The following is a 25041-nucleotide window of genomic DNA, read 5'->3' as shown; positions in this document are numbered from 1 at the left end:
TTAAACTTTAAATTTAAATCGGCCGCGTAGTTTGCTTTATTTTGGGTAATAGATTCAAGTTTAATTCACATTTTAACAGCACAGGTACTGCGGTAACTTTACTTTTACAGTGAAATAAGCGACTCTACGATACATCACTTGTTCTTGTTTTTTGACTATTTTAAAGGGTTGTAGTGAAACCTAGGCACAAAGTTAGTGTCATACAAGTAATCTATTTTCAGGTAAAACTTTTCTTTTATTATGTATAAACGTCTCAGCAGCATCATTTTACTCAGCTCACTCTTATTTGGTTGTGTATCCAACAGCGGCTCAATACAAGAAAGCAGGCAAATGGGCAATTTGTTATTGGCCGAACCTGCACCTATGAACCCGCGCTCACAACTTGCCATTGCCCGTTATAGCCATATTTTGGCTAACACCGACTTGGAAGACGAGCAAAAGGCACAATTGCTACATCAGCGCGGCACCTTGTATGACAGTGTCGGTTTGTCTGGGTTAGCTCAATACGATTTTAATCTGGCGATCCGTCTAAAACCTGATCTGGCTGAAGCTTATAATTCTATGGGGGTACATTACACTCAGCAAATGGATTTCATCCAAGCTTATGAAGCCTTTGATGCCACCTTAGATATTAATCCAGATATGGAATTTGCATTCTTAAACCGTGGCATTGCCTTATATTATGGTGGCCGTCCGGATTTGGCAGTTCGTGATTTTGGTACGTTTTATAACAAAAATGCTTCCGACCCTTATCGTGCCCTTTGGAGTTATCTGGCTTCCAGTGAAATAGATAAACCACAGGCAATGATTGAGTTAGCTCAGCAACGTAAAAATTTAGATGAAGACAACTGGGCAACTCAATTAGTTGATTTGTATCTTGAAAGAACAACTGAAGGTGAACTCTTAAACACCTTGATCATTGGTGTCACCAGCCAACAGCAATTGACTGACAGACTATGCGAAGCCTATTTCTATTTAGGAAAATACCACTCTGCAAGAGGCAACAGAGGTGTAGCATCAAACTATTTTAAACTCGCGTTAAGTACTAACGTATTTGAGTATGTTGAACACCGTTATGCTCGTCTAGAACTTAATTTATTGCGTGATGAAGCCAATAAAAACACCACAAACGAGCTACAAACCCAATAAAAATGCCTGTTGTTACCAAGTGGGGAATAGCCTTAGTATGTGTGCTAGTTCCTGCTTGGTTAATGCTTAATCACTATTTTCTAGATATCCCCCCTGCACCAGAAAATCTGCTTGTTACAAAGCTATTGCCTAATGAATTGGCGGAACAACAACTTGCCGATGGCCTGGCGCTATGGCGTGATAAAAAATACCAACAATCAGCAAAAGTATTTTCATCACTTGGGTCTAAAAATCTGAATCAGGATCTACAGTCTTTAGCTAAGTTGTATCAGTATCACACCACTGCCTTTAATAAAAATCGAAACTCTGACTTTAAGCAACAACTATCTACTTTGCCTGATAACTGTAAGCAAAAACTATTGTTTGTGACGCCAGATATAGGATCTCTTGTGCAAGCTGAATACTTTAGGTCACGTTTTGCCCAAGACACACGCCTAAACGCTTTAGCCATCTGTATCTATGACGTGACTTGGTTTGATCCCATTGATATTAGCTGTGAAGAAAATTGGCACCAAAGCGGTCGTTTAGGTTGCCAACTAATAACACTGGCCGAAAAACTAAAAAGTTTACCTTTTACCCACTTAGTGATGTTTGCCGACAAAGGCAAAGCCAACGTACACAACGGTATTATGTTTTTAGATCGCCAAGACACCTACGACGTGTTTATTCACGAATTAGCCCACTTTTCAGGTTTTATCGATGAATACCCACTCAGCGAAGCACTAGCAAAACGTGTATGTGCTGGGGTCGACGCACCCAATATCGTATTTAAACAAGTAGACAAATCAAAGGCGGACCGAGAGTATTGGCAATCAATAGGTCTGCAAAATAATATTGACTTATTTGCTGCAAGAACTTGTGATAACCATTCCACTCAAGCGTTTAAAGCATCCAAGCGGCTTACCTTTATGGAATATCACGATACTGCCTATATCCCTGCCCATTATCTAACTGCGTGGCAAAGGCAATTACAAAACACACCTAATCAACCGTCAGCACATATTAATTTTGCTCAGCTATACGAACAATCTAATAACTTACCAGAAAGTCAGTTTTGGCGAGCGAGATACCAGCAGTACATTTCACCTTCTGCCAATCATGCCAATAATCTTTAACGCGCTAATATGTTAATTACATGACAAATGGGTATACTACTTGGACGTTTTATCAGTACCATCTAGTGCCTTAAAAAATATGTCAAAGCTATTTTCTGTAAAAACCATTGAGTACCCTTTTCCAGCTAAGCCCGTTGCGCTGAGTAATCTGCAACAACAACAATACGTTCAGCAAATCAAAACGCTGCTAAAGCAAAAAAATGCTGTGTTGGTTGCGCATTATTACACCGATCCTGAAATCCAAGCCTTAGCCGAAGAAACTGGCGGCTGTATTTCTGACTCATTAGAAATGGCCAGATTTGGACGTGACTGCGAAGCCGATACTCTAATTGTTGCTGGCGTAAGATTTATGGGCGAAACCGCAAAAATTATCAGCCCAGAAAAAACCGTATTAATGCCCACCCTAGAAGCAACATGCTCACTAGACTTGGGTTGCCCGGTTGACCAATTCTCTGCATTTTGTGATGCCCATCCTGATCACACAGTGGTGGTGTATGCCAATACCTCAGCAGCGGTCAAAGCCCGTGCTGATTGGGTTGTCACCTCAAGTATTGCCTTAGAAATTGTTGAACATTTAGACTCGGTAGGTGAAAAAATTATCTGGGCACCGGATCGCCATTTAGGCGCGTATATTGCCAAACAGACTGGCGCCGATATGTTGATGTGGCAAGGCGAATGTATCGTACACGACGAATTCTCAGCTAAAGCGCTGATAGATATGAAACACCTCTATCCTGATGCGGCGGTTTTAGTACACCCCGAATCGCCTGCTAGTGTGATTGCTTTAGCTGATGCGGTTGGTTCAACCACTCAGTTGATCAATGCAGCTAAAACCTTACCGAATAGCCATTTTATCGTGGCTACCGATCGCGGTATATTTTACAAAATGCAGCAAGCTGCACCGGGTAAAATATTATTAGAAGCTCCAACAGGCGGCAATGGCGCAACCTGTAAAAGCTGCGCCCACTGCCCATGGATGGCCATGAATGGTTTGCAAGCTATCCACCAATCATTAACCGATAGCAGTGGCCACGAAATCTTTGTGGATGAAGCCACGCGCCAACGCGCCTTAGTGCCTTTAAACCGTATGCTCGACTTTTCAGCTCAATTAAAAATGAAAGTGACGGGTAACGCCTAGTTCGCTTGTTTTGGGTTATTTAGCCAGATAAATTAACAAGATAAAAGCCAGCTTAGCTGGCTTTTTCATTTATAGCCCTCATACAACTGTAGTATTTTAATTATTAGGAGTGAGTGTAATGCCAGATTTAAGCCGCTACAAAGGGATAGTGTTTGATATGGACGGAACCTTGATTGATTCAATGGGCGCACACGGCCTAGCTTGGCGACGAACCTGTGAAAAATATGCTTATCCCTTTGACGGACAGTACATACATAACCTTGGTGGCGTGCCTACCAGAGATATTGTTAAACTTCTGAATGAAAAACATGGTCTAAGCCATGACTTAGACCAGGTCACTGAAACTAAACGCCTAGCGTTTCTCGACCTTAAAGATAGCCCAAGCGTTATCGACGATACATTCCAAGTGATGCTACGTTACCAAGGCATACTTAAAATGGGGGTAGGTACCGGCTCAGAGCGAAATAACGCCATCAGCATGCTCACCGATACTGGCCTGCTAGAACGTCTTGAAACCGTTGTGACTGCAACGGATGTCACTCATGGAAAACCCCATGGCGAAACGTTCATAACCGTCGCCAAAAACATGGGCTTACAGCCAAACGAGTGCGTGGTCTTCGAAGATACCGAAGTAGGCCGTCAAGCCGCCCAAAATGCAGGCATGGACTGTATTATGGTCATCAACGGCAAGATAGTCATACCAGAGTAACTAGGCTAATTATCGTCAGCCAGCTGCTTTTTGTATGCTATTTAGACCTAATGTGGCTAATAAATCATCACATCATCAATTTGGCTGCAGTTATTACTTGCGCAGCCAAGCTGTTTTCCCTAACATACGCGCCTCTTTTGTAGCAGCAGCTTCTGCGAAGAAATTGCAGCAGACTACAAAACGGTAATAATTAAAGCGCAAGCCAAGCGCCAAGTTGAATCAACCCAACTTAAATAAACAGGCAAAGATTGTAAAAGTTTTGGAGAGGTGGCTGAGTGGCTTAAGGCGCACGCCTGGAAAGTGTGTTTAGGGTTAAACCTAACGTGGGTTCGAATCCCACCCCCTCCGCCAAATACAAAAAAGCCCCGCTAGATTTAGCGGGGCTTTTTTGTATTTGTTGGTGCTGGTCGGGATGAGAGCCCACACGGTTCGACAAATTTGTCAGGAACAAATTTATTCACCACGTCCATGTGGTTCACCTGCTTCGCAGGCCAGCTAAAGCTGTTCTAAGTTGCTCCTGCAACTTTTGGTGGACATGCGCTTTAAAGCATAGTCGCGAAGCGATGAAATACATGGATGTATTTCACACAAAATGTATGGAACAATTTGCACAGGCTCCGCCTGCCCGCAGGGCGAGTATCATGGAAGATACGAGTGAATCCCAAGCGGTCAATCGGTTGCCAAAATCACAGTATGTTGCGGGTTTTGTTGTATTTGATGGTTTGAGTCAGGATGATAACCGTCATACTAAGACAACATTTTTAACGGCAGACTCTTTAGGTCGCTCGTAAGCTGGAATGTTGAAAAAATCGCTGTCGTCGTCAATCAAGGGTCTTTTTTACTATTTTTTTTGTGATTTTCGTGTTCTTCAATGATTTGGCCAAACACTTCAATGTTCGCCATGTTCATCAGTTCTGCGGCATCGGACCGGCTAAAAAAGCCAAGTGATTTACCAGCCTGTAATAATCCTTCGGTAAGAAACTTTAACTTGTCGCCTTGATGCCCTTTGTAAGTGTTGCTGAACACCTGTAACAGTTGGCGATAGCAATGAGCTAAGTATTCTTGGTTAACATCCGTTTTCTCATGTTGGTTTATTAATTTAGTTTTTTATTTTGAGAGGACCCATTACTATTTACCGCAATCTAAGCAAAGTTGTTTCGGTATTAATTTAAGCTTTTTGAAGTGAAACAAAGAAATACTTCTGGCACTTGGGCTAGGGATAAACCTAAAGCTAAAAATATCTCGCATTATCCAATATTTTAGCCCGTTAATTATTTTCAAATAATGGCTGTTTAAAAGGAATGTTAGCAACTGGAAACTAGAGTTGCTCAATATGTCGTTTGATACTGGATTATTGGATTCTATATTTAGGTTGGATATGCAATTGCAGGGTATTTATTATATCCGGTAAGTTGTTACGATGGGTGTCCATGTAACTAATTCAAAAAAATGTAAGGGGATGCCATTTTTGGTGTCCCCTTGTTGTTTTATTGGATTAAATCGATCTGTTTTTGTGCTGTGTCGGTTTGTAAGCCAAAATGGCCAAGAGAGTAGGTGAAGCTAGCATCTTCATTCCAAATACTGCTGCTATGCACACCATAAACAACGCAGACACCGGTTGCACAGACGATTTGGTCGATATTACTCTTGATTGAGTAAATCTTGTCGCCCAAGTGCTCACCATACAAGCTGTCCAGAAAGGGACTTTGGATGGATAAACCATAATAACCACAGGTTGAGCTCCACACATTAAATGGATAGATACCGCAGCTATACAGGCCCCTGAACGCACCTGCAATGCCCACAAAGGTATCGACATATGATGCTGCAGCAAGTTTGCTAATCTGCTGAGCTGCCAAGGTTGCGCCCATAGAATGTCCTATAACATCGATTTGGCCGCTACAGGAATTGGCGATAGCATCGTTGATTGCCTGCCTGACTAGCGTTTCTTCGCTGCCACTGTGATTGTTACATGAGGCGCAGTTTTTCGACCCCCAATTGGGACGGTAAATATCTGTACTGGAGTAACCCTGACTTAACAGCAGGTTGAAGGTATTGTCCCAGCTAGCCGGCGTTGCGGCGTTGCCATGTACTAGTACCACTGGGTCTTTGCAGCTATTGGCGAGTACAAAGGGCGAAATTAAACCAAGAGATAAAACAACTGCAGCAATGATTATTTTTTTCATGATGAACTTGTTGTTTGTTGAGGTGAAACAACCTTAGCGGGGTTTTATTAATAAATACCTAACACTTTAGTACAGAGGAAGAGTTCATTTTTGGGGGAATAGGGAATAGGGAATAGGGAATAGGGAATAGGGAAGGGGGTAGAATTGTAGGAAATTCGGCTACGTTGGTTTTCAACGAACCTGACCCTGTAGGCCACGAAATCGAAGGGGGCAAAAAATACGTATGTTGTGCCATCACTCTATGTTGGGGAAGTATTTTTACGAACTACAAAGCGTAAGGTCAACAATAGAAGGGCGATTTGATTTGAGTGTGAAAATAGCACTGATTGCTGAGGGTAGTGGTCAACGAGGAATATTCACTGCAGGTGTCTTAGATACGTTATTAGAGAATGATTTCTATCCTTTAGATTTATTTATAGGGTCGCCATCAGGCTCGCAAAATATCATGAGCTTTTTATCTCGTCAAAAACGTTTTTATAAGCTAGGTCGTGGATTAGTTGGAGGCAATGTTGTGGATTTGGATTGGTACTTTGATAAAACTATTCAGGCTAGATTTGCTTTAGACTTTGCGGAGGCAAAGGAATTATTGGCGAAACGAGAATTATTGTTCATAACGACAGATTCACGTGATAGGCAAGGTTATTTTTGCGCCCAAACTGCAATAGTAATCATTGGCGAATATTGCTTAAAGTTTGAGTGCATTACCTTTTTTATGTAGAAAAGGAGTTAAATTCACCCCTAAGTTAACTGCTCATTCATTTAATAAGGCACAAGCGCCTCAAACTGATTACTACCTTGACGGTGGTCTTGCTGCGCTGTCACCCGTGCGTGAGGCCTATCGCCGCGGTGCTCGAAAAATAGTTATTATTTGCACTGTTAATGCTGATTTTCATGACCGGTCAGTTTGGCTAAAAAAACTAAAGTCATGGATTTATTCGTCTGGGTATTGCCCAAAAACCATCGATTACTTGGTCTAGCATGAGCAAGCTTATCGCAAAGAGCTTTCCTCTATCGCTGACTCTCTTGACGATGTTGAACTCACTCCAATTTTTTCTAAAGACCATCTTCTGATTAAACGCTTAGGTAGTTCAGACATGGGTTTAGAACATGATTACCATGCCGGTATCGCTGCGGTTAATGCTTTTTTACAGACTTAATGAATGTTTTACGCAGATAACCAAGACGTTTCTCTTATTTGACAAAGAGCTTGCGAGTTTGATAGTGTGATTAGGTCAAGGAGAGGCGCATTTGCCGATTTTGGCAAGTTATACCTCTCCGGTTATTTTGAACCATACAGGAGAAATAATGACCATAAGTAATAAAAGCAATCAGCAAAAAGCAACGAAATTCAGAGTGCCAGGCATGGACGAAACGTCTACTGATCGAACAATATCTACGTTAGATAATCGTATGGTAGCGCTGGTCGATTTAGCCCTTACGCTAAAGCACGTTCATTGGAATGTTGTTGGCCCCAATTTCATCGGCGTTCATGAAATGCTAGATCCCCAAGTAGAAGCAGTACGCAAGATGACCGACACCATCGCAGAGCGAATAGCTACTCTGGGAGGCACTCCGGTAGGAACCCCACAATCTATTGCTGACCGTCGCACTTGGCATGACTATTCGCTAGGTAAAGCATTGGCCATCGAGCACTTGGGCGCCCTTGATTTGGTATATAACGGTGTAAACAGTGATCATCGCAAAGCAGTTGGTGAAATGGCAGAACTTGATCCGGTATCGGAAGACATGCTAATCGGTCAGTTGACTGATCTTGAGCAGTTCCAATGGTTCATCCGTGCACATCTTGAATCTTCTGATGGTGATTTACCCACTGCCAACAGCCAAACCGAGTTAGCTGCAGCGAAATCTGCACGTTCTTAAACTCCGCTAAGCGAATTACCTTTTTTATACGATGGCGCATTTGGCGTCATCAACTTCCTCCGCATATATTTTAGTCTGGTTTAAAATACCACGAATTTATCCGTAGCTTAAATTGCTAAGATTTGCTCTTTTCTGAGTCGTCATCGGCATGCTCTTTCTCAGTGTCAGTGTCTGTGTCTGCATCTTCGAGTATAGGTAAAATAAAACGTCATTTTCCCTAAATTCAAATTACACGGTGCCTTATATTTTCCATATTGACACTTACTTAATATTATTAAGGGAGTGAAAGTTGGTTGTTTTTCGTCTATTAATCAACTGTTACCACGTAATTTAGACTTCAACCACAACAGCTTGTTATGGTTCCTCAAGAGAAAGACAATTTAGTAAAATGGATTAGTTAAATTGAGGTAAGCCCCGCTGACTGGTTTTGACACTCAGGCTACAAATGGCCTCGATCGAGCAATAGACAGTCAGGGCTTTAAAGTCATCGCGCGTTGTAAGCTATAGCGACTGATGCTGCAAGTTTACTGAGTTATCTGACTGTCAAAAAATGAAGTTAACCTACAATTTTTGTTCCAATTACAGGCTTTTGTCAATCAACGTCATTGATGCTCTCGATTATTTTAAGATTAATATTTAAAATAGTCCTTCAATCAAACCTTCGTCATTTAAGTTGATGTAATTTGCCGCGGGAAATCTTGGTAGGCCTGGCATGGTCATGACTGATCCGCAAATTACAACAATAAATTCGGCACCTGCTGCAAGCCTAACCTCTCTGATTGAAATAATGTGATTTGATGGCGCACCTAACACATTAGGCTCAGTCGAAAAACTATATTGTGTTTTGGCTATACATACCGGAAAGTGCCCGTACTCTTGCTCCCAGCTGGCAAGTGTATTGCGAACAGCGTCATTAGCAAAAATATCCCTAGCCCCATAAAGTGTGCGCGCAATATGACGGATCTTGTCGAGTAAAGGCATGTTGTCAGGATAAAGGGTTGAAAATTTTGCGGTTCCAGACTCCACTAACGCGACAACTTTATGTGCTAGTTCTTGGGCGCCTTTTGAGCCTTCGGCCCAATGTTTACAAACACACACTTCCACACCTAAATCATTGCAATACTCAATGATTGCTCGTATTTCGGTTTCTCTGTCAGTGATAAAATGATTAATCCCAACCACAATAGGGACACCAAACTGCTGTAAGTTACGCAAATGACGACCAAGGTTATCTAAACCTTTTTTAACGGCAATAGTGTTTTCTGCATTAAGTGCGTCTATAGACACTCCACCATGCATTTTAAGTGCGCGTACCGTTGCTACTAAAACTACCGCATCCGGTTCTAAGCCAGCTTTACGACATTTGATATTAAAAAACTTCTCTGCGCCCAAATCGGCACCAAAGCCTGCTTCTGTAACAACATAATCGGCAACCTTCAACGCAGTCTGCGTAGCGACAACAGAATTACAACCATGGGCAATATTGGCAAAAGGTCCTCCGTGGATAAAAGCGGGGTTATGTTCCAGTGTTTGAACCAGGTTAGGGCTGAATGCATCTTTAAGTAAAACCATCATTGCGCCATCGGCCATAAGATCGCGCGCAGAGACCGATTTCTTATCTACAGAGTAGCCCACAATAATATTGCCAATGCGGCGCTGTAGGTCATTGATATCTGTCGCTAGACAAAATATAGCCATAATTTCAGAGGAAACAGTAATATCAAAACCAGTTTGTCGAGGAATGCCGTTACCAGTACCACCAAGACCAATAACGATATCTCGTAGTGTTCTATCATTCATATCCATCACTCGCCGCCAGGTGATCTTTTGCGGGTCAAGCTTGCTCTCGTTATCCCACTTGATATGATTGTCGATAAGGGCTGATAATAAATTATGCGCAGCGCCAATAGCATGAAAATCGCCAGTAAAATGTAAATTAATATCTTCCATGGGCACAACTTGTGCAAAACCACCACCTGTGGCACCACCCTTTGAACCGAAGCAGGGGCCAAGACTTGGCTCGCGAAGGCAGATAGCTGTCTGTTTGCCAATACTGTTTAGGGCGTCACCTAAACCAACGGTTGTTGTTGTCTTACCTTCACCTGCCGGAGTGGGTGAAATCGCAGTGACCAATATTAATTTGCCGTTAGGTTTATCTTTTAACGTCGCAATAAAATCGCAATCTATTTTAGCTTTGTTGTGACCATAGGGGATTAAATATTTGTAAGCGATACCGAGCTTCGCACCAATTTCCATAATGGGCATTATTTGGCTTGCGCGTGCAATTTCGATATCAGTTTTCATTTTTATAGTACATCTCGAATGCTCTTATTATAGGGAGTTATGAGGTTTTTTTTGATATCTTAAAACTGATTTTGGATGTTAGGAGCTATGTTTCATTTTGTATTAACTTAATACATGAAAGGACACCGCAATAAATGAATCCAAACATAAATGGTAATAAAAACGAGCACATATCAAATATAAAGAAAATAATTTTTTCTTGTATAAGGGTCTAATATATTGAGGTTGATGTCATAAGGATCATATATTTATCAAGATCTATTAATATGAATCGGGTTTTTTAATATCAACTAAACGCCAATTGGCTAAAAAAACCTAACCTATGCCTATTGCCGTTCAGCAGCCTAAGACAGGTTGTGTCAGTAAGCGACCTGTCGTCAAAATCAGTTTAAGGGCGGCATTGGCTGAGCACCAGACATTCAGCACTTTCAAGCTATCGCGTGCTGTCAATAACGACGACTTATACTGCAAGTTTACTGAGTTATCTGCTGTCAAACAAAACTGGAGACAGGGTCAACTTAAAACTTATACATCAGCTAGTTTAAGTTTTACAAGAATTGCGCAAACATTCATTGTAAAAGTCGGTTAGCTGGATGGGTAGCCGACAACATTGGAAATGCCAGAACCCACCATTTAGTCCTTTTCCCCTGAATTAATTCTAAGGTGAAGGTCTGTAATTGACATATCAGAGAAGTAAGTAAATTTTCAGATTTGTTGATTTTTTGGAGGGCTTCTAGTGTTGGCAGAATCAACAGGCTGTGTAAAAAATGTTGCTCGAATTGTGGTCTTTATATGCAAGGTAATGGCTAATAAGTCTCAGTTATTGAACCATTTTCGAGATTAAAATTCATAAATTAAAGATGACGCATACGTGTTTCAGTCCAACCTATTAAAGGTTAATCAAGGCACTTATCGACTCTTATAGTCATTACCAACACTCTCTAACACTTTTCATATAACCAATAGATGACACTGTTACCGAAGATAACCTAAATCAACCATCGACTTACTTGTTTGCCGATTAAATTTTAATAGGTTCCGGCTGTGTGGTTGTTAATGTGAAGCCAACCAGTTGGCCGTGTTAAGCACCTACTATGTTATCGAAACAGTTGGCTATCTTCTCATCAATGTTCTAAATCTTCTTGCCGCATCTTGAGGGGATTTTGCATCACAAATCGCTGACACCAGAGCCACACCGGCGACATCGGTGGCGATAACAGCTTCAAGGTTAGTGTCATTAATACCGCCTATTGCCACTATAGGAAAAGAGCTTTGTGCTACTGCATTAGCTAGCCCACTAATGCCCCATTCTTTTTTAATATCAGTTTTTGTGGGGGTAGCGAAAATCGCACTCAAACCTAAATAGTCGACGGGTAATGACTCAGCCTCAATCAGTTGCTGTTCGTTTTCAATCGACAGACCCAGTAATTTATCCTTCCCGAGTAGGCGGCGCGCTATGCCTGCTGGCATATCTGATTGGCCAAGGTGCACACCATCAGCATCAATCGCCAATGCCACATCTACCCTATCGTTTATGATCAGAGGTATACCGCTTCCTTTTAATACAGCTTTCACGGCCAGTGCTATTTCAATAAAACAGCGAATATCTCTCTGCTTTTCTCTTACTTGCACCATGGTTACGCCACCCGCTACAGCTTCTTTAACAACATTTTTCAATGTTACAAGGTCTTGTTTGTCATCGGTGACTAAATATAGACGGTATAGATCCACTTTGGCGCTCACTATTGCTTAATTCAATTCACGCGGTACGTTCAGCCAGAAAAGTTGAACGTACACAGGTCAGGATAATTTTATACGTTGTATCAGTGTTTTTTCATCCAATTGATACAATGCGTCAACTATGTTGAGTTGTAAACTCCCGGGGCCATTTGATTGCGCAGCTGCAATTTCACCTGCCACACCTAAAATCGCAACCGCCGCTAATCCGCTTTCTTCGCCAATGGCGGCAAAGGCTCCCGTCAAAGCACTTAACGAGCATCCCATGCCGGTTACATAAGGCATCATCGCATGGCCATTGTTTAGCTGAAACACACCCTCAGGAGTGATCACAAAATCAGTCGCTCCAGAAATAACCACATTACCTTGGTAAGTTTCTAGTAAATAGTGGGCAGCGCCCACCGCCGCATCACTATCATCCTGAGCATCAACGCCTTTTTGTTGTGTTTTTTCTCCAGCAAGCGCAATAATCTCAGAAGCATTACCGCGAATAATCAACTTATTTGCGGCGTGTCCAATTTGACGTGACGTCGCTGTTCTTAGCGCACTAGCTCCGCATCCCACAGGATCGAGCACAACGGGCTTGTTATTAATATTTGCCTGTTCTACTGCAAATAACATACGTGGGATCCATTGGCTGTCTAAGGTGCCAATGTTGATCACCAGCGCACTAGCAAAAGACATCAGTTCTGCCATCTCTTGACGAGAATGCGCCATGATGGGTGACGCGCCCATCGCCAGCAACGCATTAGCGGTATTATTCATTGCCACATAGTTTGTGATATTAACTACTAGTGGTTTTTGTTCACGCACAGTCCGTAACGCTGTTACGATTGTATTAATAGCCGTGTCCAATTGTTGATTCATACGTTATTCTCCAAAGCGGCATTTAAGCCTTGCTGCCAAAACGCAGTTTCCATGCGTGTAGCGGTTCTAAATATCTTAATCAGGTTTTGACCGCGCTGGCTTTCCAAGTCAATTTCAGCCAACAATGTATCAATGTGTGCGGTCCCTTGCGCGGCACTTTGCTGAAATTTTTCACCTGCATATAAGGTGATCCAGTCGATAAACGGGTTACCTTGCAGCTTAGTGTTTTCATCTGCGCTGAGGTTACGTCCTATCTCTGCATAGCCCATAGAGCAGGGGGCTAACGCCGCGTATAAATCAACAATATCCCCTTTTATGCCCGTATCCAGAACATAACGTGTGTAAGCAACCGTTCCAGCATCTTCGTCTTCGGCTTCCATATCTGATTCAGTCAGACCCCAGTTAGCGCAATAACTCACATGGTGACTTATTTCTGAATTCAGTAATGTATTGACACTCAGCAATGCGCCACGCATATCGGCTAGGGTGTTTGCCTTGTAAATTGCCAGCGCATAGGCACGGGCATATTGCTTTAAAAACAAAAAGTCTTGTTTAAGGTAATGCAGGTAGCAGGTATGCGCTAACGTACCTTTTGCTAGCTGTTGAACGAAAGAATGCTGAATGTATGCATCCCAATCTTGCTGACAGGCATTGATTAAATCTTGATGTTTCATTTAATGACTCGATTGGTTATTGATAGAATAAAAGACAATTTATTAAAAGCTAAGCACATAATCTTGCGCTTTTGGCTGTGTCGTAATGGCTTTTTTTGTATACATAAATTGGGCATAGTCATCGTAGCGCTGCAAATCAGCAGCAGCAGGGTGCGCTGAAAAATGCATAAATGTATCGTTCCACGCAAGTTTGTTAAGTTCATTATTCAAGGTGTCTGGGGCAAACGCTGCAAACTCTTCCCACGCTTTTTGCGGGTTTTTAGCAATGTAAAGACTCGCTTGCTCTATGGCTTTATTAAAGGCGATGATCGCGGCCTTATCGTAAGTATTTGCATTGGCCACAAAGATTAGTTCGTCATAACGCGGTACACCATAGTCTTCAGGAAAAAAACTCTTCGCTTTAAAACCTTCAAGGGCAAGTTGATTTGCCTCAAAGTTACGTAATCCGCCCCAAATGGCATCGACTCTGCCAGAAGCCAGTGAAGAAGAAAGTGCCCAGCCTACATTGATAATTTTTACATCGTCATAGTTAAGACCGACCGTTTTCAGCATCGTATCGATACTCGCCTCTACGTTACCGGCCATAGCAATACCTATTTTTTTGCCTTTCAGGTCAGACAGATCATTAATGTTGTTATTGTCTAACACCATCAATGTATTTAAAGGGCTAGCAATCAACGTTGCCGAGCGGATCAAGGGTAAACCTGCCGCAACATCGATTATCAAACTAGGTTGATAAGATATCGCTAAATCTACCTTATTAGCAGCAACCAGTTTTGGAGGCATGCTTGGATCCGCGGGCTCTTGAATGTCAACATTAATGCCTTGGGCTGCAAAATAGCCGCGTTCTTTAGCAATAATAACAGGACCATGATTTGGATTGACAAACCAATCCAACATCAGGGTCAGTGTTTTAGTATCGGCCTGCGTCGACGATGAAAACAGACTGGCAGTAAGCACTAATACAGTCACGATAACGTTCTTTTTCATTACATTTCCTTTAATATTTCTACTGCTGTTTATGTAGATATTGATATGCATAAATTGCTGTACACAGATTGCTGTAAATAGATTGTTGATGATAATTTTGTTTAAGCTTCCCAAGGGATCAGTTTTTTCAGACACTTATCTGCTACAAAATAAAGCGTGATAGACAAAACTGACAAGATAAATAAGGCAGCAAACATTTCGTCTATTAGCATGCGTGCGTTTGCCTGTAACATCAGATAACCCAGACCTTCGCTGGAACCAACCCATTCTCCGGCTACTGCGCCAATGGGGGCTATTACGACCGCTACGCGGATCCCTGAAGCAAGGGTAGGTAATGCCGCTGGAAATTGAATATGCCGCAACATTTGCCATTTTGTTGCCCCCATTGTTTTTGCTAGCTCCAGGTAACCTGAAGGTGTACTTCGTAAGCCGTCGAAACAACAGGTGGTAATAGGAAAAAAGATGATTAAGGCAGCCATCACGATTTTTGATGCAATGCCGTACCCCAACCACAACATTAATAGCGGCGCAATAGCAAAGACGGGGATGGCCTGGCTGGCTATCAAAAGGGGTAACAACCAGCGTTTAACGGGTTTAAATAACAACATCTGTAACGCGAATAACAGCCCCATACTTAAACCCAGTAGCAAACCCAATATAATTTCTTGAGCGGTAACCCAGCCGTGTTTGAACAAAACTTGGTGTCTTTCAATCAGCCTTTCAAATACAGCAAAGGGGCTAGGTAGAATGAATGAGGGCATTTCAAAAATAACCACCACAGCTTGCCATAAGCCAATAATCACCGCCGCGCTGACCAACATACGTAGCAGTGACTTGTATAGCGGTTGTTTGCTTTTCACCTCACGTAACAGCGGATCAACTGTGATTGGCTCTACTCGGGTCAACTCACTCATAGTCTTGCTCCAAGCGACCCATGATGGTTTGCTGAAGTTCGGCAAACTCTGCATCAAAGTTTCGGGGCGTCACCGATTTGGGTACAATTAAGGATTCAGCAAAAGCAGGTCTGCCTTGCATAATATAGAGTTGGTCCGCTAAGCGAATGGCTTCTTGTGGGTCGTGGGTGATCAACACGACCGTTTTATCTTGCAGTAGTTGGTAAGCAAGATTTTGAAGACGATACCGCGTGACAGCATCTAATGCAGAAAAAGGCTCATCCATTAATATGATGGGCTTGTCTTGCAAAAGCGTTCTTGCTAACGCGACACGTTGCCGCATACCACCCGATAATTGCTGTGGCATATAATTTGCCTTGTCTTTGAGCCCTACTTTTTGCAATAAAGCATGCGCTTTATCAACCATCAAATGGGTTCTCTTTGCTGATGAATGCGCAGCACCAAATTTAGTACTCAACATGACGTTTTCTAAAGCCGATAGCCAAGGCATCAACAAATCTTGTTGAGCCATATAGGTAATCTGATCTTTGCTATCACATGGTGGGCGTGTATTGACTTCACCCGCCCAGTCGACTCTGTCCTCCAGCAAATTAGCCAAGTAGCGCAATAAAGAACTTTTGCCGCAACCGCTACGTCCCAAAATACAGGTCCAGGCTCTCGCAGGTATGTGAATGTTGAGCCTTGCCAGGATCACATCAGCGCTGTCGTGATAGCGCAGGTAACCGTCAACGATGTCTATACTAACGGCATTGTTTTGGCCTGATAGCAGCTGTTTATCAACGGACATCAGCATGGCCACTGAAAAAATGATTAATCGGCCCATGACCTTTGCCTATTGATAATTCGTCGGCATGAGCAATAGCTTCGGAGATATACTGTTTGCCAAGCTGCACTGCCCGTAACAAATCATGCCCTTGTGCTAAATAAGAGGCAATAGCCGAAGACAGCGAACAACCCGTACCGTGGGTGTTACGAGTGTGGATACGTTTTGCCGTTAAGTGGTGAACCTGTTCGGGAAATATAAGTAGATCATTACTGTTTTCATCCTGTTCAAGGTGTCCCCCTTTAAGCAATATTGTTGCTGCACCCAACTGTCGAAGACCTGTGATCATGTTAAGCATATCTGCTGCGTTATCTGGTGTATCAACGCCTATCAGGGCGGCACCTTCGGATAAGTTGGGTGTAATAATATCGGCGAGTGGTAGTAATTCAGTTTTGAGGGTGCTGATCGCGGATACTTCTAACAACAAGTCGCCACTGGTCGCTACCATGACAGGGTCTACGACTAAAAATGCAGGTTGATACTGTTTTATTTTAGCGGCTACTAGATTGATAATGCCAGACTCAGCTAACATGCCGACTTTGACGGCAACAACGTTCAAATCAGTAAAAACCGCATCTAACTGCTTTTCGACATATTCTAGCGGAATAGGAAAAATAGCTGACACGCCCAGGGTATTTTGCGCGGTGATGGCCGTTATGACTGAACAGGCATAGCCTCCTGTTGCGGATATCGCTTTAATATCGGCCTGAATACCTGCACCACCACCGCTATCAGATCCTGCAATTGTTAACACAATAGGCGTAGATGAAGCATAAGCTCTATCTGTCACAGAAAAATGTGTTTCGGGAGACCCTGTTTGGGTAGCAAGCGGTGCTTTGATGGGAGTAACTATAATATTTGACATAAAGCTCCTAACGTTGACGCGTAAGAACTATATCGAGCTGAAGATTTAAAAACGCTGAAGAGTAAATCATACAAAACAAGTAATTAGTTCCCTACGCCAGTGCTAACTGAATCAGGTTCAACGGGTCTCGCGATATGCAATCTCAGCCTTAAAGGCTCCCCGACTATTTTTTTGATAATAACAAGTTTTATTAAAAGCGCAATATAACAATGTTAGTAGTTAATCGAGGTCAGCAAAACGTGAAATGTTTACAATGCTGAGTGCTAAACTATCTTTCCAAGTTTAATGACCTGTCATGTTGAAAGATATCTGTTAAAAAAGAGAGACCGCATCTAAGTCAGATACAACCTTTGATAATGATAAATTTAAAAGGTAACTGACATCACTAACAAGAGAATACTTACATTTACCTCTAGCGCCTGGCAGGGAGAGAAAATAGTACAAAAGCTGATTGAGTAGCCTTTTGCCCAGTTTTCTCAATCTATACTAAGTGCAATTATGGACGTTGACGCTAACTCGTTTATGCCTCAAAGGTGGGATGTTTGAATAACTCACTTCATTAGTTGGTGATTAAATACATACCAATATGAATCTAAAACCTGCGAACCTGCGGGGTCAGGTTCGTTGAAATAATCACAAAATCACCCATCTTAAGAGAATCGACTTTGTCGATATCATCTTTGGTGGCTCCGCCACTGCTCTTCCGCCTTTAAAGTTTCAGCTAAAATGGCTTATTTTTGGGGTAAATGACAGCGGACGCCGCGCGGGGAATTCATTTGAGTGGAGCGTGAAGGGATACATCCTTAACGACAACGAGGTTGGCGCACATAGACCAAGCCATTTTTTGCGGTTAAAAACTTTAGTCGCGAGCGGCATTTTACAAAGTACATCCTTATACTTTGCGCTTTGGGCTATCTTGCAGATGTTCAAAATGGTTCTGTCCATTTTGTCTAGATACTCTTTTTTGCTGTTGAAAAAGAGTATCTGGTTCGAAGGGATTCGAGACAAGACCATCACGCGGACGCCGCGCGGGACGATGGCGCGCAGCGTGCTCTTGTTTTTATAAAGTATTAAGCAACAATTAACTTGACCAGCTAGCGACAATTATCTTGACCGGTCGTTCTGATAAGGTTCGATACTGAAATTCGGAGGGAATTCAGTGTCGGGTTATAAAAGTTAAAGCATGTGCCGACTGGCGGAAAATTACTCAAACCGCACAGTTTTTACAATATGCAGTAAATGGGATCGCATCCAAACGTTCAGCACTGATCGCACTATGGCATTTTTCACAGGTGCCGTAGACGTCCCGTTCTATTTTCAACAACGCATGGTTTACTTGTTCTAATTCTTGTTGCGCTTCATTTTTTAAATTCAAAATCACATCATCATTTTGGTGATCAACAGCCTGTTCAGAAAATTTCGCGCTGCTTAGGCGGCTATGCAAATCCTTATCAATTTTGACTATGCGATTGTTGAACTCTTTTTGTAAAGCAAGTAGTTGCTCTTTATTATTATGCATACGGTCTCTCCAATGTGAACTTAATCAAATAACATTCATTCTAGGTGATTAGCTGCACTTAGCATTGATTTGCATCAAGTCAGGTTGGCGGACCTAAGGTGGCAGGTTCTATGAAAGGTGTTAATGTATACACTTCAGCGTATATTTTTTAAAATTACGCCATAGCGTAAATAATTATGAATACACCATTGTAATAATCCCCATCTTCCTCTTCACCATTGTTCAAAAGTAATCGCCGCCTAACTTTTTTACAAAACGTAGTTAACGATATTCTGCAAAAAATTGGTTGCAACATGATGTTGTTTCAAGAGCTTGAGTACTTACTAAAATATATCATCGTCAATGGAAATATATCTGGCTGATCAGCTAGGTAATGCAGATGGTTGAATATTAATGAGCCAAGCCGCTAATTTGGTAAAGCAACATGCAGTAGAAGAGTTGAATAGATTAGGTGATATTTACGGTTTTAAAACTTTAAAGTGTTTTATGTTAGCAATACAAATTTTTGAAACTCTAGACGAGAGCATGCTTAAAGGCGAAATGACAACGTTATACCGGTTAATATCTACAATCGAATAAACTGATTAAAACGCGCGATGTCACCGCCACTTCCATCACTTCCATCACTTTTATCAAGTGCTTTTTGAGTTTTTTTGTTACTTTATTTCGTAAAATTCAGCACCTTTTATGGGTGTTTCTTATGGCTGCAACTAATGTGGTTGATTGATTGCAACCTTCGTGTAAACGGCTTTATACTCAATTTAAATCTATGTAATGGAGCCATTTTTTGATGAAATTATTATATGTCTTACCCTTTGTTTTTTTAGCCGCTTGTTCTTCACAGGTGCCTGAGCCGTTAGTTTCTGACGCCAAAGCGACTGTGAATGTTATCGGTGAACTGGTGACTACCACTAGTCGCTATTATGATTTTGTTCCTACACCTTCTATTTTGATTTTTTCTGAGACCCGCGACTGGCGTCATGAGGAAGGCATTGCTGGTGCTACTCTGGCCATTATGAAGGCCGCAAAGGAAATGGAGCATGGTTATTTCACCACTGAACATAGTGGCATTTTTAATGATAAGGACTTAGCGCGTTTTGATGTTGTGGTGTTTAACAACATGACGGGTGATTCGTTGACACAAGATGAAGAAGCGGCCTTTGCTAGGTGGCAATCTAAGGGCAATGGAAGCGTTTTAATTCATGGGGCGGGTGATGCGTCACATCAGGACTGGGATTTTTATCATAATCAACTGTTAGGGTGACTTTTGTGAGCCACCCTATGGCACCCCAATTTCAAGAGGCACGGGTTGCTGTCTTGAATCCGAGCCACCCGGTTATGGCAGGTCTTCCAAGTGATTTTATGGCGCTTGATGAGTGGTACACCTTTGAAGCTGCGCCAGGTGATGATTTTATTGTGCTAGCAGGCTTGGATGAAAGCACTTATAGCCCAGAGAACAAAGTGTATGGTGATCGCTCTGATCTCTGGATGGGGCCAACACCTGCCGATCATCCCATTATTTGGGCCCGTTGTTTTGGCGACAGTCAGGCCCGCTCGGTTTTCACGGCTATGGGGCATCGTTATGAGACCTATGAGACTGAAGAAGCACTACTTCTTTTGAAAAATATGCTGAATTGGGCAGCTAAGAAATCGGATCCACAATCTAGCGGTTGTGCAAAATAGCTTTTACTTTTTGCATTTTTTGATTGCTTAGTACCGGTAGATACCCATTTTAGTTAACGCTGAATGGGTATCTCTCTAGAGGGATGGGGTACTAGTGGTTATGCTATTTCCAGTAATCTGACATCAAATACCATAAGCGCATTGGGGCCAATTTTATTGCCTACTCCGCGTTTCCCCCATGCGATTTCTGGCGGGATCACAAATTCATAACGACTACCTAATGCCATCAGCTGCAAGCCTTCTTGTAACCCTAGGATGGCTTCTTTAAGTCTAAAGCGATCGGTAAATCCACTTTTGTAGGTATCGGCAATCACACTGCCATCAAAATTCAAGATACGTTGATTGACCACCACCTCATTTTGCATAGTGGGTGAAGGGCCTTGTGCTTGTTCCAAAACACGATACATCAGCCCTGAATCATGTTGGACAACGTCTGGTTTGTTAGCGTATTTTGCAACAAAGGCTTCGCTGCCCTTTCGATTCTGACCTTTTGAACCTTTGTTGAGCGCTCTTTGATTTTTAGCCATTTATTCCCCTTACTACTCCAAAATCCCATTTTTACATAGGTCGTTTAAAAACGCCTAAAGTAGAAAACTTCAGCGTGGAAATATAAAGGGGAATATGAGGTGGGATTTGAGTAGATAATTGGCGAGCCTTGAGTCGAGGTTAAGTAAAAATATACACTTTTCCAAGTGCTTTCTAATCGCTGTTTACAATGGCTGCCATAGGAATCGAAGCTAAAGTTTGTTTTTTTATTTATAAAATGACATGTTAACCTAATGAAAATAAACATAAAAAGTATAGTTGTGATGATCAAAGCATTTTCTTTCATTCTTGGCATTATGCTTAGTTTTACTGCATTAGCTGATTCGGTGCAGGTACTTGATCCTAATGTGAGTTTTCAAGCGGTTCATCGTATTGGCCAGCATATTGTGGCAAGCGGCACCAATGGTGGTATTTATCAAAGTACTGACAATGGTGAAAATTGGAGCAAGGTTACAGGACCTGAGAATAGTGTAGGTTTGCAGTTTAGGGATATTCAATTATTGAGTAACGGTAGTCTCATCGTAATGAGTGCTGGTGAAGGTGATAGCTCGCGAATATACCGCACCGATGATGGAAAAAACTGGCAGCTACAAATTGCGGGTACACGGGCTACAACCTTTTACGATTGCATGCACTTTGTTAACGAGCAACAGGGTTGGTTATATGGTGATTCTGATGAAGAGGGCTTGTTTATATTGGGCACAGTCGATGGTGGTCGTCATTGGAAGAGACAAAAGCTAGCACTTGAAGCACAAGCAGGAGAGGGCGGTTTTGCCTCAAGTGGTACTTGCTTAAACAAAGGCCGTGATAACAATATTTATATCGGCACCGGCAATGCGCTTACTCCGCGTGTGCTCATCAAAAATGGCCTAAATGGGCAACAAAGTTGGCAAAGTCTTGATACTCCTTTTTTGGGTGGTGAAGCGGCTGGCGTGTTTAGTGTGCAACAAACCGAACAATGGCTTTACATCTTTGGTGGTAGTTTAAAAGATCAACAAAGTCCTGCCAAAGCGCAGCGCTACAATCTAGAAACAACGCAGTGGAGCGCCTTACCAGAAGTGCCATTGAAAGGCGCAGTTTATGGTTCGGATGTCATCATCAAAGATAATAAAACCAAGGTGTTAATTGCAAACCCGCAAGGAGTAAGTTTGTGGCAGGAGGGTTCAAAATCGTGGACTATGCTCAGTAAAAATAACATTTGGAGCCTAACCTGCGATGACAGTTTGGGGTGCGTAGGTGCAGGTAAAGACGGGCTCGTAGAGCGTTTTACTTTTGATCTCGAGAGGTAAAAATAAGTTTCTTCGGCAAGGGGCTATAAATTGGGGGCTAAAACCTGTAGATACTCCAATCATTCGAACGCGATGTTGTGATTAAAATTATAGGTGTTCCTTTGCATTGTTATGGGACATTATTAAGAAACCGCTCAAATCGAGGCGTTAACCCCGATTAACTTTAGTCGAAATGAAAATGTGGAAACTAAGATCTCCACATTTTTGAACATTATGACTTAGTCGTAAAACGCAACAGCCGTATCAATATCTGCTCGGTCGGTTCGGGTATTGTTGGCATCTGCACTGTCGTCTGCATACCCAAAAGACATTCCAAACAGTATTCCACGCTCTTCCGGTAATTGTAATATTTCTCGGACGGGATCAGGAAATTGCCCCAAGGCACCTTGCATACAGTTGGAAATACCATGCTCATTCAGAAGCAGGCCCAAGGATTGCGCATAAATACCCAAGTCTACAGCACCCATGATATCTAAGTATTTGTCCATGGTGAAAAACACCGCATGAGGCGCATCAAAAAACTGCCAATTACGGATCATTGCCATCTGCCTGGCTTTTTTGTCTTCTCTAGGTATACCAAGGCTAGTATAAAGGGCATTGGCAGAGCCAAACTGACGTTCACGGTGCACGCCTTGATATTTCGGGGTCCAATTGAAATCTGGATTAGGTGCAGCGCCAGACATCAAGGTTTCCATAAACTTTGCTTTAAGTTTGTCTTTGGTACTGCCCGATACAACACATGTTTGCCAAGGCTGAACATTACAGTTAGAGGCCGCTAATTGTGCGTGACCAAAAATAGTGTTCAGAGTTTCTTCGGCTACCGGTTTGTCTAAAAATGCTCGGGTAGAACTGCGCTCTTGAAGAATTTTTGCGATGGACATGTGACTTCCTATGTTGAATGTAAGATTTAAGTAAAACCGTACAATAACAGCAGCTGTTGCAATTAAGTTAAAGTTTAATAAACAGTGACTATTAAAATCAACAGCAAGCGGCATGCTGAAAAATTATGAAAGATTCAAATAGAGGTAGAAAAAGCAACCACTTTTTGGGAGCATCCAAGGCCAAAGAAATTGATAATTAAAGCCACATAACAATTTAAAAATATTAAAAGGACAGGCGCGTTCATTTCGAAATGTTTTTTATTGCATCCTTTTTACAATTATTACAATTATTACAATTATTACAATTATTACAATTATCACAATTATCAAGAAATCCATGCTAATAACAGTAAAAATCGATTTTTGTTTTTTTATTATGACGGGGTCTTTATAAACTATGAGTGTCTTTATAAAATTTTATAAATCCTTTGTTATGGATGTCTTCGTAAAGCATTTATAAATTCAATGTCTAGTTCTGCATTATTTAATGGGTGTTTTACGTTTCTACAGATGGCAAAATAGCAGGCTGTCATTTTTCTGTTTTTCTAATAAAGTTGAGTTGTATCATTTGAAATATTCACAGCGCGCACAAGCCATTTCTCCCTTCTTTGCTATGGCTTTTGGTGAAAAAGCGGCGCGTTTGGAAGCGCAAGGCAAGCATGTTATTAAATTGAACATAGGTGAGCCTGATTTTGGTGCGCCGCCTGATGTGTTACTTGCGATGCAGGAACTTGCGGTTAATGCGCCTCTGCCCTACACCTCGGCATTAGGATTACCTGAACTACGTGCTGCCATCGCAGGGTTTTACCAAACAACCCATCAAATTGAACTCGATCCTCGACGTATTGTGGTTACCGCAGGGGCCTCTGCAGCGTTATTGCTGCTCTCGGCTGCCTTCGTGGATGAGGGCGACAACGTGATCATGGCTGACCCATCGTATCCGTGTAATAAACAATTTATAAAAAGTTTTGGGGGAAATGTGCAATTGGTGCCGACCCAAGCTGAGTCACGTTTTCAATTGAATGTGGCGCTGCTTGAAAAACATTGGCAGGCAGGCACTCGGGGCTTAATGCTCGCTACTCCATCAAACCCCACAGGAACCGCCATAGGCGCAGATGAGCTAGCAGCCATGTGCCAATTTGCTCGCAGCAAAGGGGCATGGCGTATCGTGGATGAGATTTATCTTAACTTGCACCACGGTGAAGCCGGTTCACAGCCAATGAGTGTTTTATCATTTGATGATGAGGCCTTAGTGATTAACAGTTTTTCAAAATATTTTGGTATGACGGGGTGGCGACTAGGTTGGTGTGTGGTGCCTGAGCGTGCAGTCGACGTTATGGAACGATTGGCCCAAAATTATTATATTTGTCCATCGACGTTAGCGCAAAAAGCGGCGCTACAATGTTTTACGCCCAGCTCTATTGCTGTGTGTGAGTCACGACGGGCAACACTTATTGTTCGCAAAAAATTAATACTGGCGGGATTACAAAAATGTGGTTTGCATGTGCCTGTTCATCCTGACGGTGCCTTTTATGTGTATATTGATGTAAGTAATACGGGGTTATCTGCCATGACATTTTGTGAGCGGGTATTACAAGAAGTGCATGTTGCATTGACGCCCGGTAACGATTTTGGTGAGTATCAAGGCGACCGGTATGTGCGTTTGTCATTTGCTTCTGCAGAATCTGAACTCGAAGAGGGCTTGCAGCGGTTGGCAATATTTATGGATCGTTTAAGTAGCTGATCACCATGAACAAACTGGTTCAGGGTG

General features: G+C 42.2%; 26 protein-coding genes, 1 tRNA gene and 1 riboswitch. Of the genes, 14 read left to right on the top strand and 13 right to left on the bottom strand.

Features of this window, described 5'->3' with window-relative positions; all coding sequences use genetic code 11:
- Nucleotides 1-240: 240 nt before the first annotated feature.
- The 6 genes from nlpI (at nucleotide 241) to C427_RS20225 (ending at nucleotide 4902) form a co-directional block, all read left to right on the top strand.
- On the top strand, nucleotides 241-1149 hold the full coding sequence (gene nlpI / locus C427_RS20250; protein ID WP_007642518.1) for a lipoprotein NlpI: 909 nt from the start codon (nucleotides 241-243) through the stop codon (nucleotides 1147-1149).
- A gap of 2 nt (nucleotides 1150-1151) precedes the next feature.
- Nucleotides 1152-2264 carry a hypothetical protein gene (locus C427_RS20245; RefSeq protein WP_007642517.1) on the top strand — a complete coding sequence of 371 codons (1113 nt, stop codon included), beginning with the start codon at nucleotides 1152-1154 and terminating at the stop codon, nucleotides 2262-2264.
- Nucleotides 2265-2343: 79 nt separating this feature from the next.
- A complete protein-coding gene (gene nadA / locus C427_RS20240) occupies nucleotides 2344-3402 on the top strand; it encodes a quinolinate synthase NadA (protein WP_034900217.1) in 1059 nt (352 codons plus the stop codon).
- A 118-nt stretch (nucleotides 3403-3520) separates the two neighbouring features.
- Entirely contained in the window at nucleotides 3521-4111 is a 591-nt protein-coding gene (locus C427_RS20235; RefSeq protein ID WP_007642515.1) for a beta-phosphoglucomutase family hydrolase, read from the top strand.
- 261 nt (nucleotides 4112-4372) lie between these two features.
- Nucleotides 4373-4462: transfer RNA gene (locus C427_RS20230), tRNA-Ser, on the top strand.
- A gap of 221 nt (nucleotides 4463-4683) precedes the next feature.
- On the top strand, nucleotides 4684-4902 hold the full coding sequence (locus C427_RS20225; protein WP_041250471.1) for a hypothetical protein: 219 nt from the start codon (nucleotides 4684-4686) through the stop codon (nucleotides 4900-4902).
- Between the two features lie 34 nt (nucleotides 4903-4936).
- On the opposite strand, the gene C427_RS20220 is transcribed toward C427_RS20225, so the two are convergent.
- Together C427_RS20220 and C427_RS20215 are read right to left on the bottom strand one after the other, a co-directional pair.
- The gene (locus C427_RS20220; protein WP_015431259.1) at nucleotides 4937-5137 is read right to left on the bottom strand and encodes a hypothetical protein; all 201 of its coding nucleotides are present in this window, start codon (nucleotides 5135-5137) and stop codon (nucleotides 4937-4939) included.
- A gap of 461 nt (nucleotides 5138-5598) precedes the next feature.
- Nucleotides 5599-6297 carry an esterase/lipase family protein gene (locus C427_RS20215; RefSeq protein ID WP_007635034.1) on the bottom strand — a complete coding sequence of 233 codons (699 nt, stop codon included), beginning with the start codon at nucleotides 6295-6297 and terminating at the stop codon, nucleotides 5599-5601.
- Between the two features lie 310 nt (nucleotides 6298-6607).
- Between C427_RS20215 and C427_RS28605 the strand changes: the two genes are divergently transcribed.
- The 3 genes from C427_RS28605 (at nucleotide 6608) to dps (ending at nucleotide 8178) form a co-directional block, all read left to right on the top strand.
- Nucleotides 6608-7015 carry a patatin gene (locus C427_RS28605; RefSeq protein ID WP_407636108.1) on the top strand — a complete coding sequence of 136 codons (408 nt, stop codon included), beginning with the start codon at nucleotides 6608-6610 and terminating at the stop codon, nucleotides 7013-7015.
- A gap of 292 nt (nucleotides 7016-7307) precedes the next feature.
- Nucleotides 7308-7454, top strand: coding sequence for a hypothetical protein (locus C427_RS28600; RefSeq protein WP_307527780.1), 147 nt, complete (start codon nucleotides 7308-7310; stop codon nucleotides 7452-7454).
- A 148-nt stretch (nucleotides 7455-7602) separates the two neighbouring features.
- On the top strand, nucleotides 7603-8178 hold the full coding sequence (dps, locus tag C427_RS20205; RefSeq protein WP_187292367.1) for a DNA starvation/stationary phase protection protein Dps: 576 nt from the start codon (nucleotides 7603-7605) through the stop codon (nucleotides 8176-8178).
- A 636-nt stretch (nucleotides 8179-8814) separates the two neighbouring features.
- On the opposite strand, the gene C427_RS20200 is transcribed toward dps, so the two are convergent.
- From C427_RS20200 to C427_RS20155, 9 genes are all read right to left on the bottom strand, one after another.
- A complete protein-coding gene (locus C427_RS20200) occupies nucleotides 8815-10482 on the bottom strand; it encodes a formate--tetrahydrofolate ligase (RefSeq protein WP_007635030.1) in 1668 nt (555 codons plus the stop codon).
- A gap of 1113 nt (nucleotides 10483-11595) precedes the next feature.
- A complete protein-coding gene (thiE, locus tag C427_RS20190) occupies nucleotides 11596-12225 on the bottom strand; it encodes a thiamine phosphate synthase (RefSeq protein ID WP_007635026.1) in 630 nt (209 codons plus the stop codon).
- 57 nt (nucleotides 12226-12282) lie between these two features.
- On the bottom strand, nucleotides 12283-13086 hold the full coding sequence (gene thiM, locus C427_RS20185; protein WP_007635025.1) for a hydroxyethylthiazole kinase: 804 nt from the start codon (nucleotides 13084-13086) through the stop codon (nucleotides 12283-12285).
- On the bottom strand, nucleotides 13083-13760 hold the full coding sequence (tenA, locus tag C427_RS20180; protein WP_007635023.1) for a thiaminase II: 678 nt from the start codon (nucleotides 13758-13760) through the stop codon (nucleotides 13083-13085). Before tenA ends, thiM begins: the two co-directional genes overlap by 4 nt.
- Nucleotides 13761-13802: 42 nt before the next feature.
- Nucleotides 13803-14750, bottom strand: coding sequence for an ABC transporter substrate-binding protein (locus C427_RS20175; RefSeq protein ID WP_007635021.1), 948 nt, complete (start codon nucleotides 14748-14750; stop codon nucleotides 13803-13805).
- A gap of 101 nt (nucleotides 14751-14851) precedes the next feature.
- Complete coding sequence (locus C427_RS20170) at nucleotides 14852-15664, bottom strand: ABC transporter permease (RefSeq protein ID WP_007635019.1); 813 nt, start codon at nucleotides 15662-15664, stop codon at nucleotides 14852-14854.
- Nucleotides 15657-16487: an ABC transporter ATP-binding protein gene (locus C427_RS20165; protein ID WP_226991045.1), complete on the bottom strand. Its 831-nt coding sequence runs from the start codon at nucleotides 16485-16487 to the stop codon at nucleotides 15657-15659. Before C427_RS20165 ends, C427_RS20170 begins: the two co-directional genes overlap by 8 nt.
- Nucleotides 16441-17352, bottom strand: a complete 912-nt coding sequence (thiD, locus tag C427_RS20160; RefSeq protein ID WP_007635010.1) for a bifunctional hydroxymethylpyrimidine kinase/phosphomethylpyrimidine kinase — start codon at nucleotides 17350-17352, stop codon at nucleotides 16441-16443. The genes C427_RS20165 and thiD overlap by 47 nt, the downstream gene beginning before the upstream one ends.
- A gap of 71 nt (nucleotides 17353-17423) precedes the next feature.
- Nucleotides 17424-17524, bottom strand: a riboswitch (TPP riboswitch).
- Nucleotides 17525-18559: 1035 nt separating this feature from the next.
- Nucleotides 18560-18871 carry a TraR/DksA family transcriptional regulator gene (locus C427_RS20155; protein ID WP_007635000.1) on the bottom strand — a complete coding sequence of 104 codons (312 nt, stop codon included), beginning with the start codon at nucleotides 18869-18871 and terminating at the stop codon, nucleotides 18560-18562.
- Between the two features lie 393 nt (nucleotides 18872-19264).
- Between C427_RS20155 and C427_RS20150 the strand changes: the two genes are divergently transcribed.
- The 3 genes from C427_RS20150 (at nucleotide 19265) to C427_RS28315 (ending at nucleotide 20554) form a co-directional block, all read left to right on the top strand.
- On the top strand, nucleotides 19265-19450 hold the full coding sequence (locus C427_RS20150; RefSeq protein ID WP_007634997.1) for a hypothetical protein: 186 nt from the start codon (nucleotides 19265-19267) through the stop codon (nucleotides 19448-19450).
- Between the two features lie 211 nt (nucleotides 19451-19661).
- Complete coding sequence (locus C427_RS28320; RefSeq protein WP_015431254.1) at nucleotides 19662-20135, top strand: ThuA domain-containing protein; 474 nt, start codon at nucleotides 19662-19664, stop codon at nucleotides 20133-20135.
- A gap of 5 nt (nucleotides 20136-20140) precedes the next feature.
- Nucleotides 20141-20554: a ThuA domain-containing protein gene (locus tag C427_RS28315; protein WP_148285932.1), complete on the top strand. Its 414-nt coding sequence runs from the start codon at nucleotides 20141-20143 to the stop codon at nucleotides 20552-20554.
- 98 nt (nucleotides 20555-20652) lie between these two features.
- Here C427_RS28315 and C427_RS20140 read toward each other — a convergent pair whose 3' ends face one another.
- Nucleotides 20653-21081 carry an FKBP-type peptidyl-prolyl cis-trans isomerase gene (locus tag C427_RS20140; protein WP_007634995.1) on the bottom strand — a complete coding sequence of 143 codons (429 nt, stop codon included), beginning with the start codon at nucleotides 21079-21081 and terminating at the stop codon, nucleotides 20653-20655.
- 252 nt (nucleotides 21082-21333) lie between these two features.
- Here C427_RS20140 and C427_RS20135 point away from each other — a divergent pair, with 252 nt between their 5' ends.
- Nucleotides 21334-22389, top strand: a complete 1056-nt coding sequence (locus tag C427_RS20135) for a beta propeller repeat protein (RefSeq protein WP_226991044.1) — start codon at nucleotides 21334-21336, stop codon at nucleotides 22387-22389.
- Nucleotides 22390-22607: 218 nt separating this feature from the next.
- On the opposite strand, the gene C427_RS20130 is transcribed toward C427_RS20135, so the two are convergent.
- A complete protein-coding gene (locus C427_RS20130; RefSeq protein WP_007634991.1) occupies nucleotides 22608-23270 on the bottom strand; it encodes a nitroreductase in 663 nt (220 codons plus the stop codon).
- Between the two features lie 568 nt (nucleotides 23271-23838).
- Between C427_RS20130 and C427_RS20125 the strand changes: the two genes are divergently transcribed.
- Entirely contained in the window at nucleotides 23839-25014 is a 1176-nt protein-coding gene (locus C427_RS20125) for an aminotransferase class I/II-fold pyridoxal phosphate-dependent enzyme (RefSeq protein WP_187292365.1), read from the top strand.
- The last annotated feature ends 27 nt before the right edge of the window (nucleotides 25015-25041 follow it).

Source organism: Paraglaciecola psychrophila 170, from assembly GCF_000347635.1.
In the GTDB taxonomy this organism is placed as follows: Bacteria; Pseudomonadota; Gammaproteobacteria; order Enterobacterales; family Alteromonadaceae; genus Paraglaciecola; species Paraglaciecola psychrophila.
The sequence above is the reverse complement of the archived record's forward strand: the minus strand, read 5'-3'. Positions and strand labels throughout refer to the sequence as shown.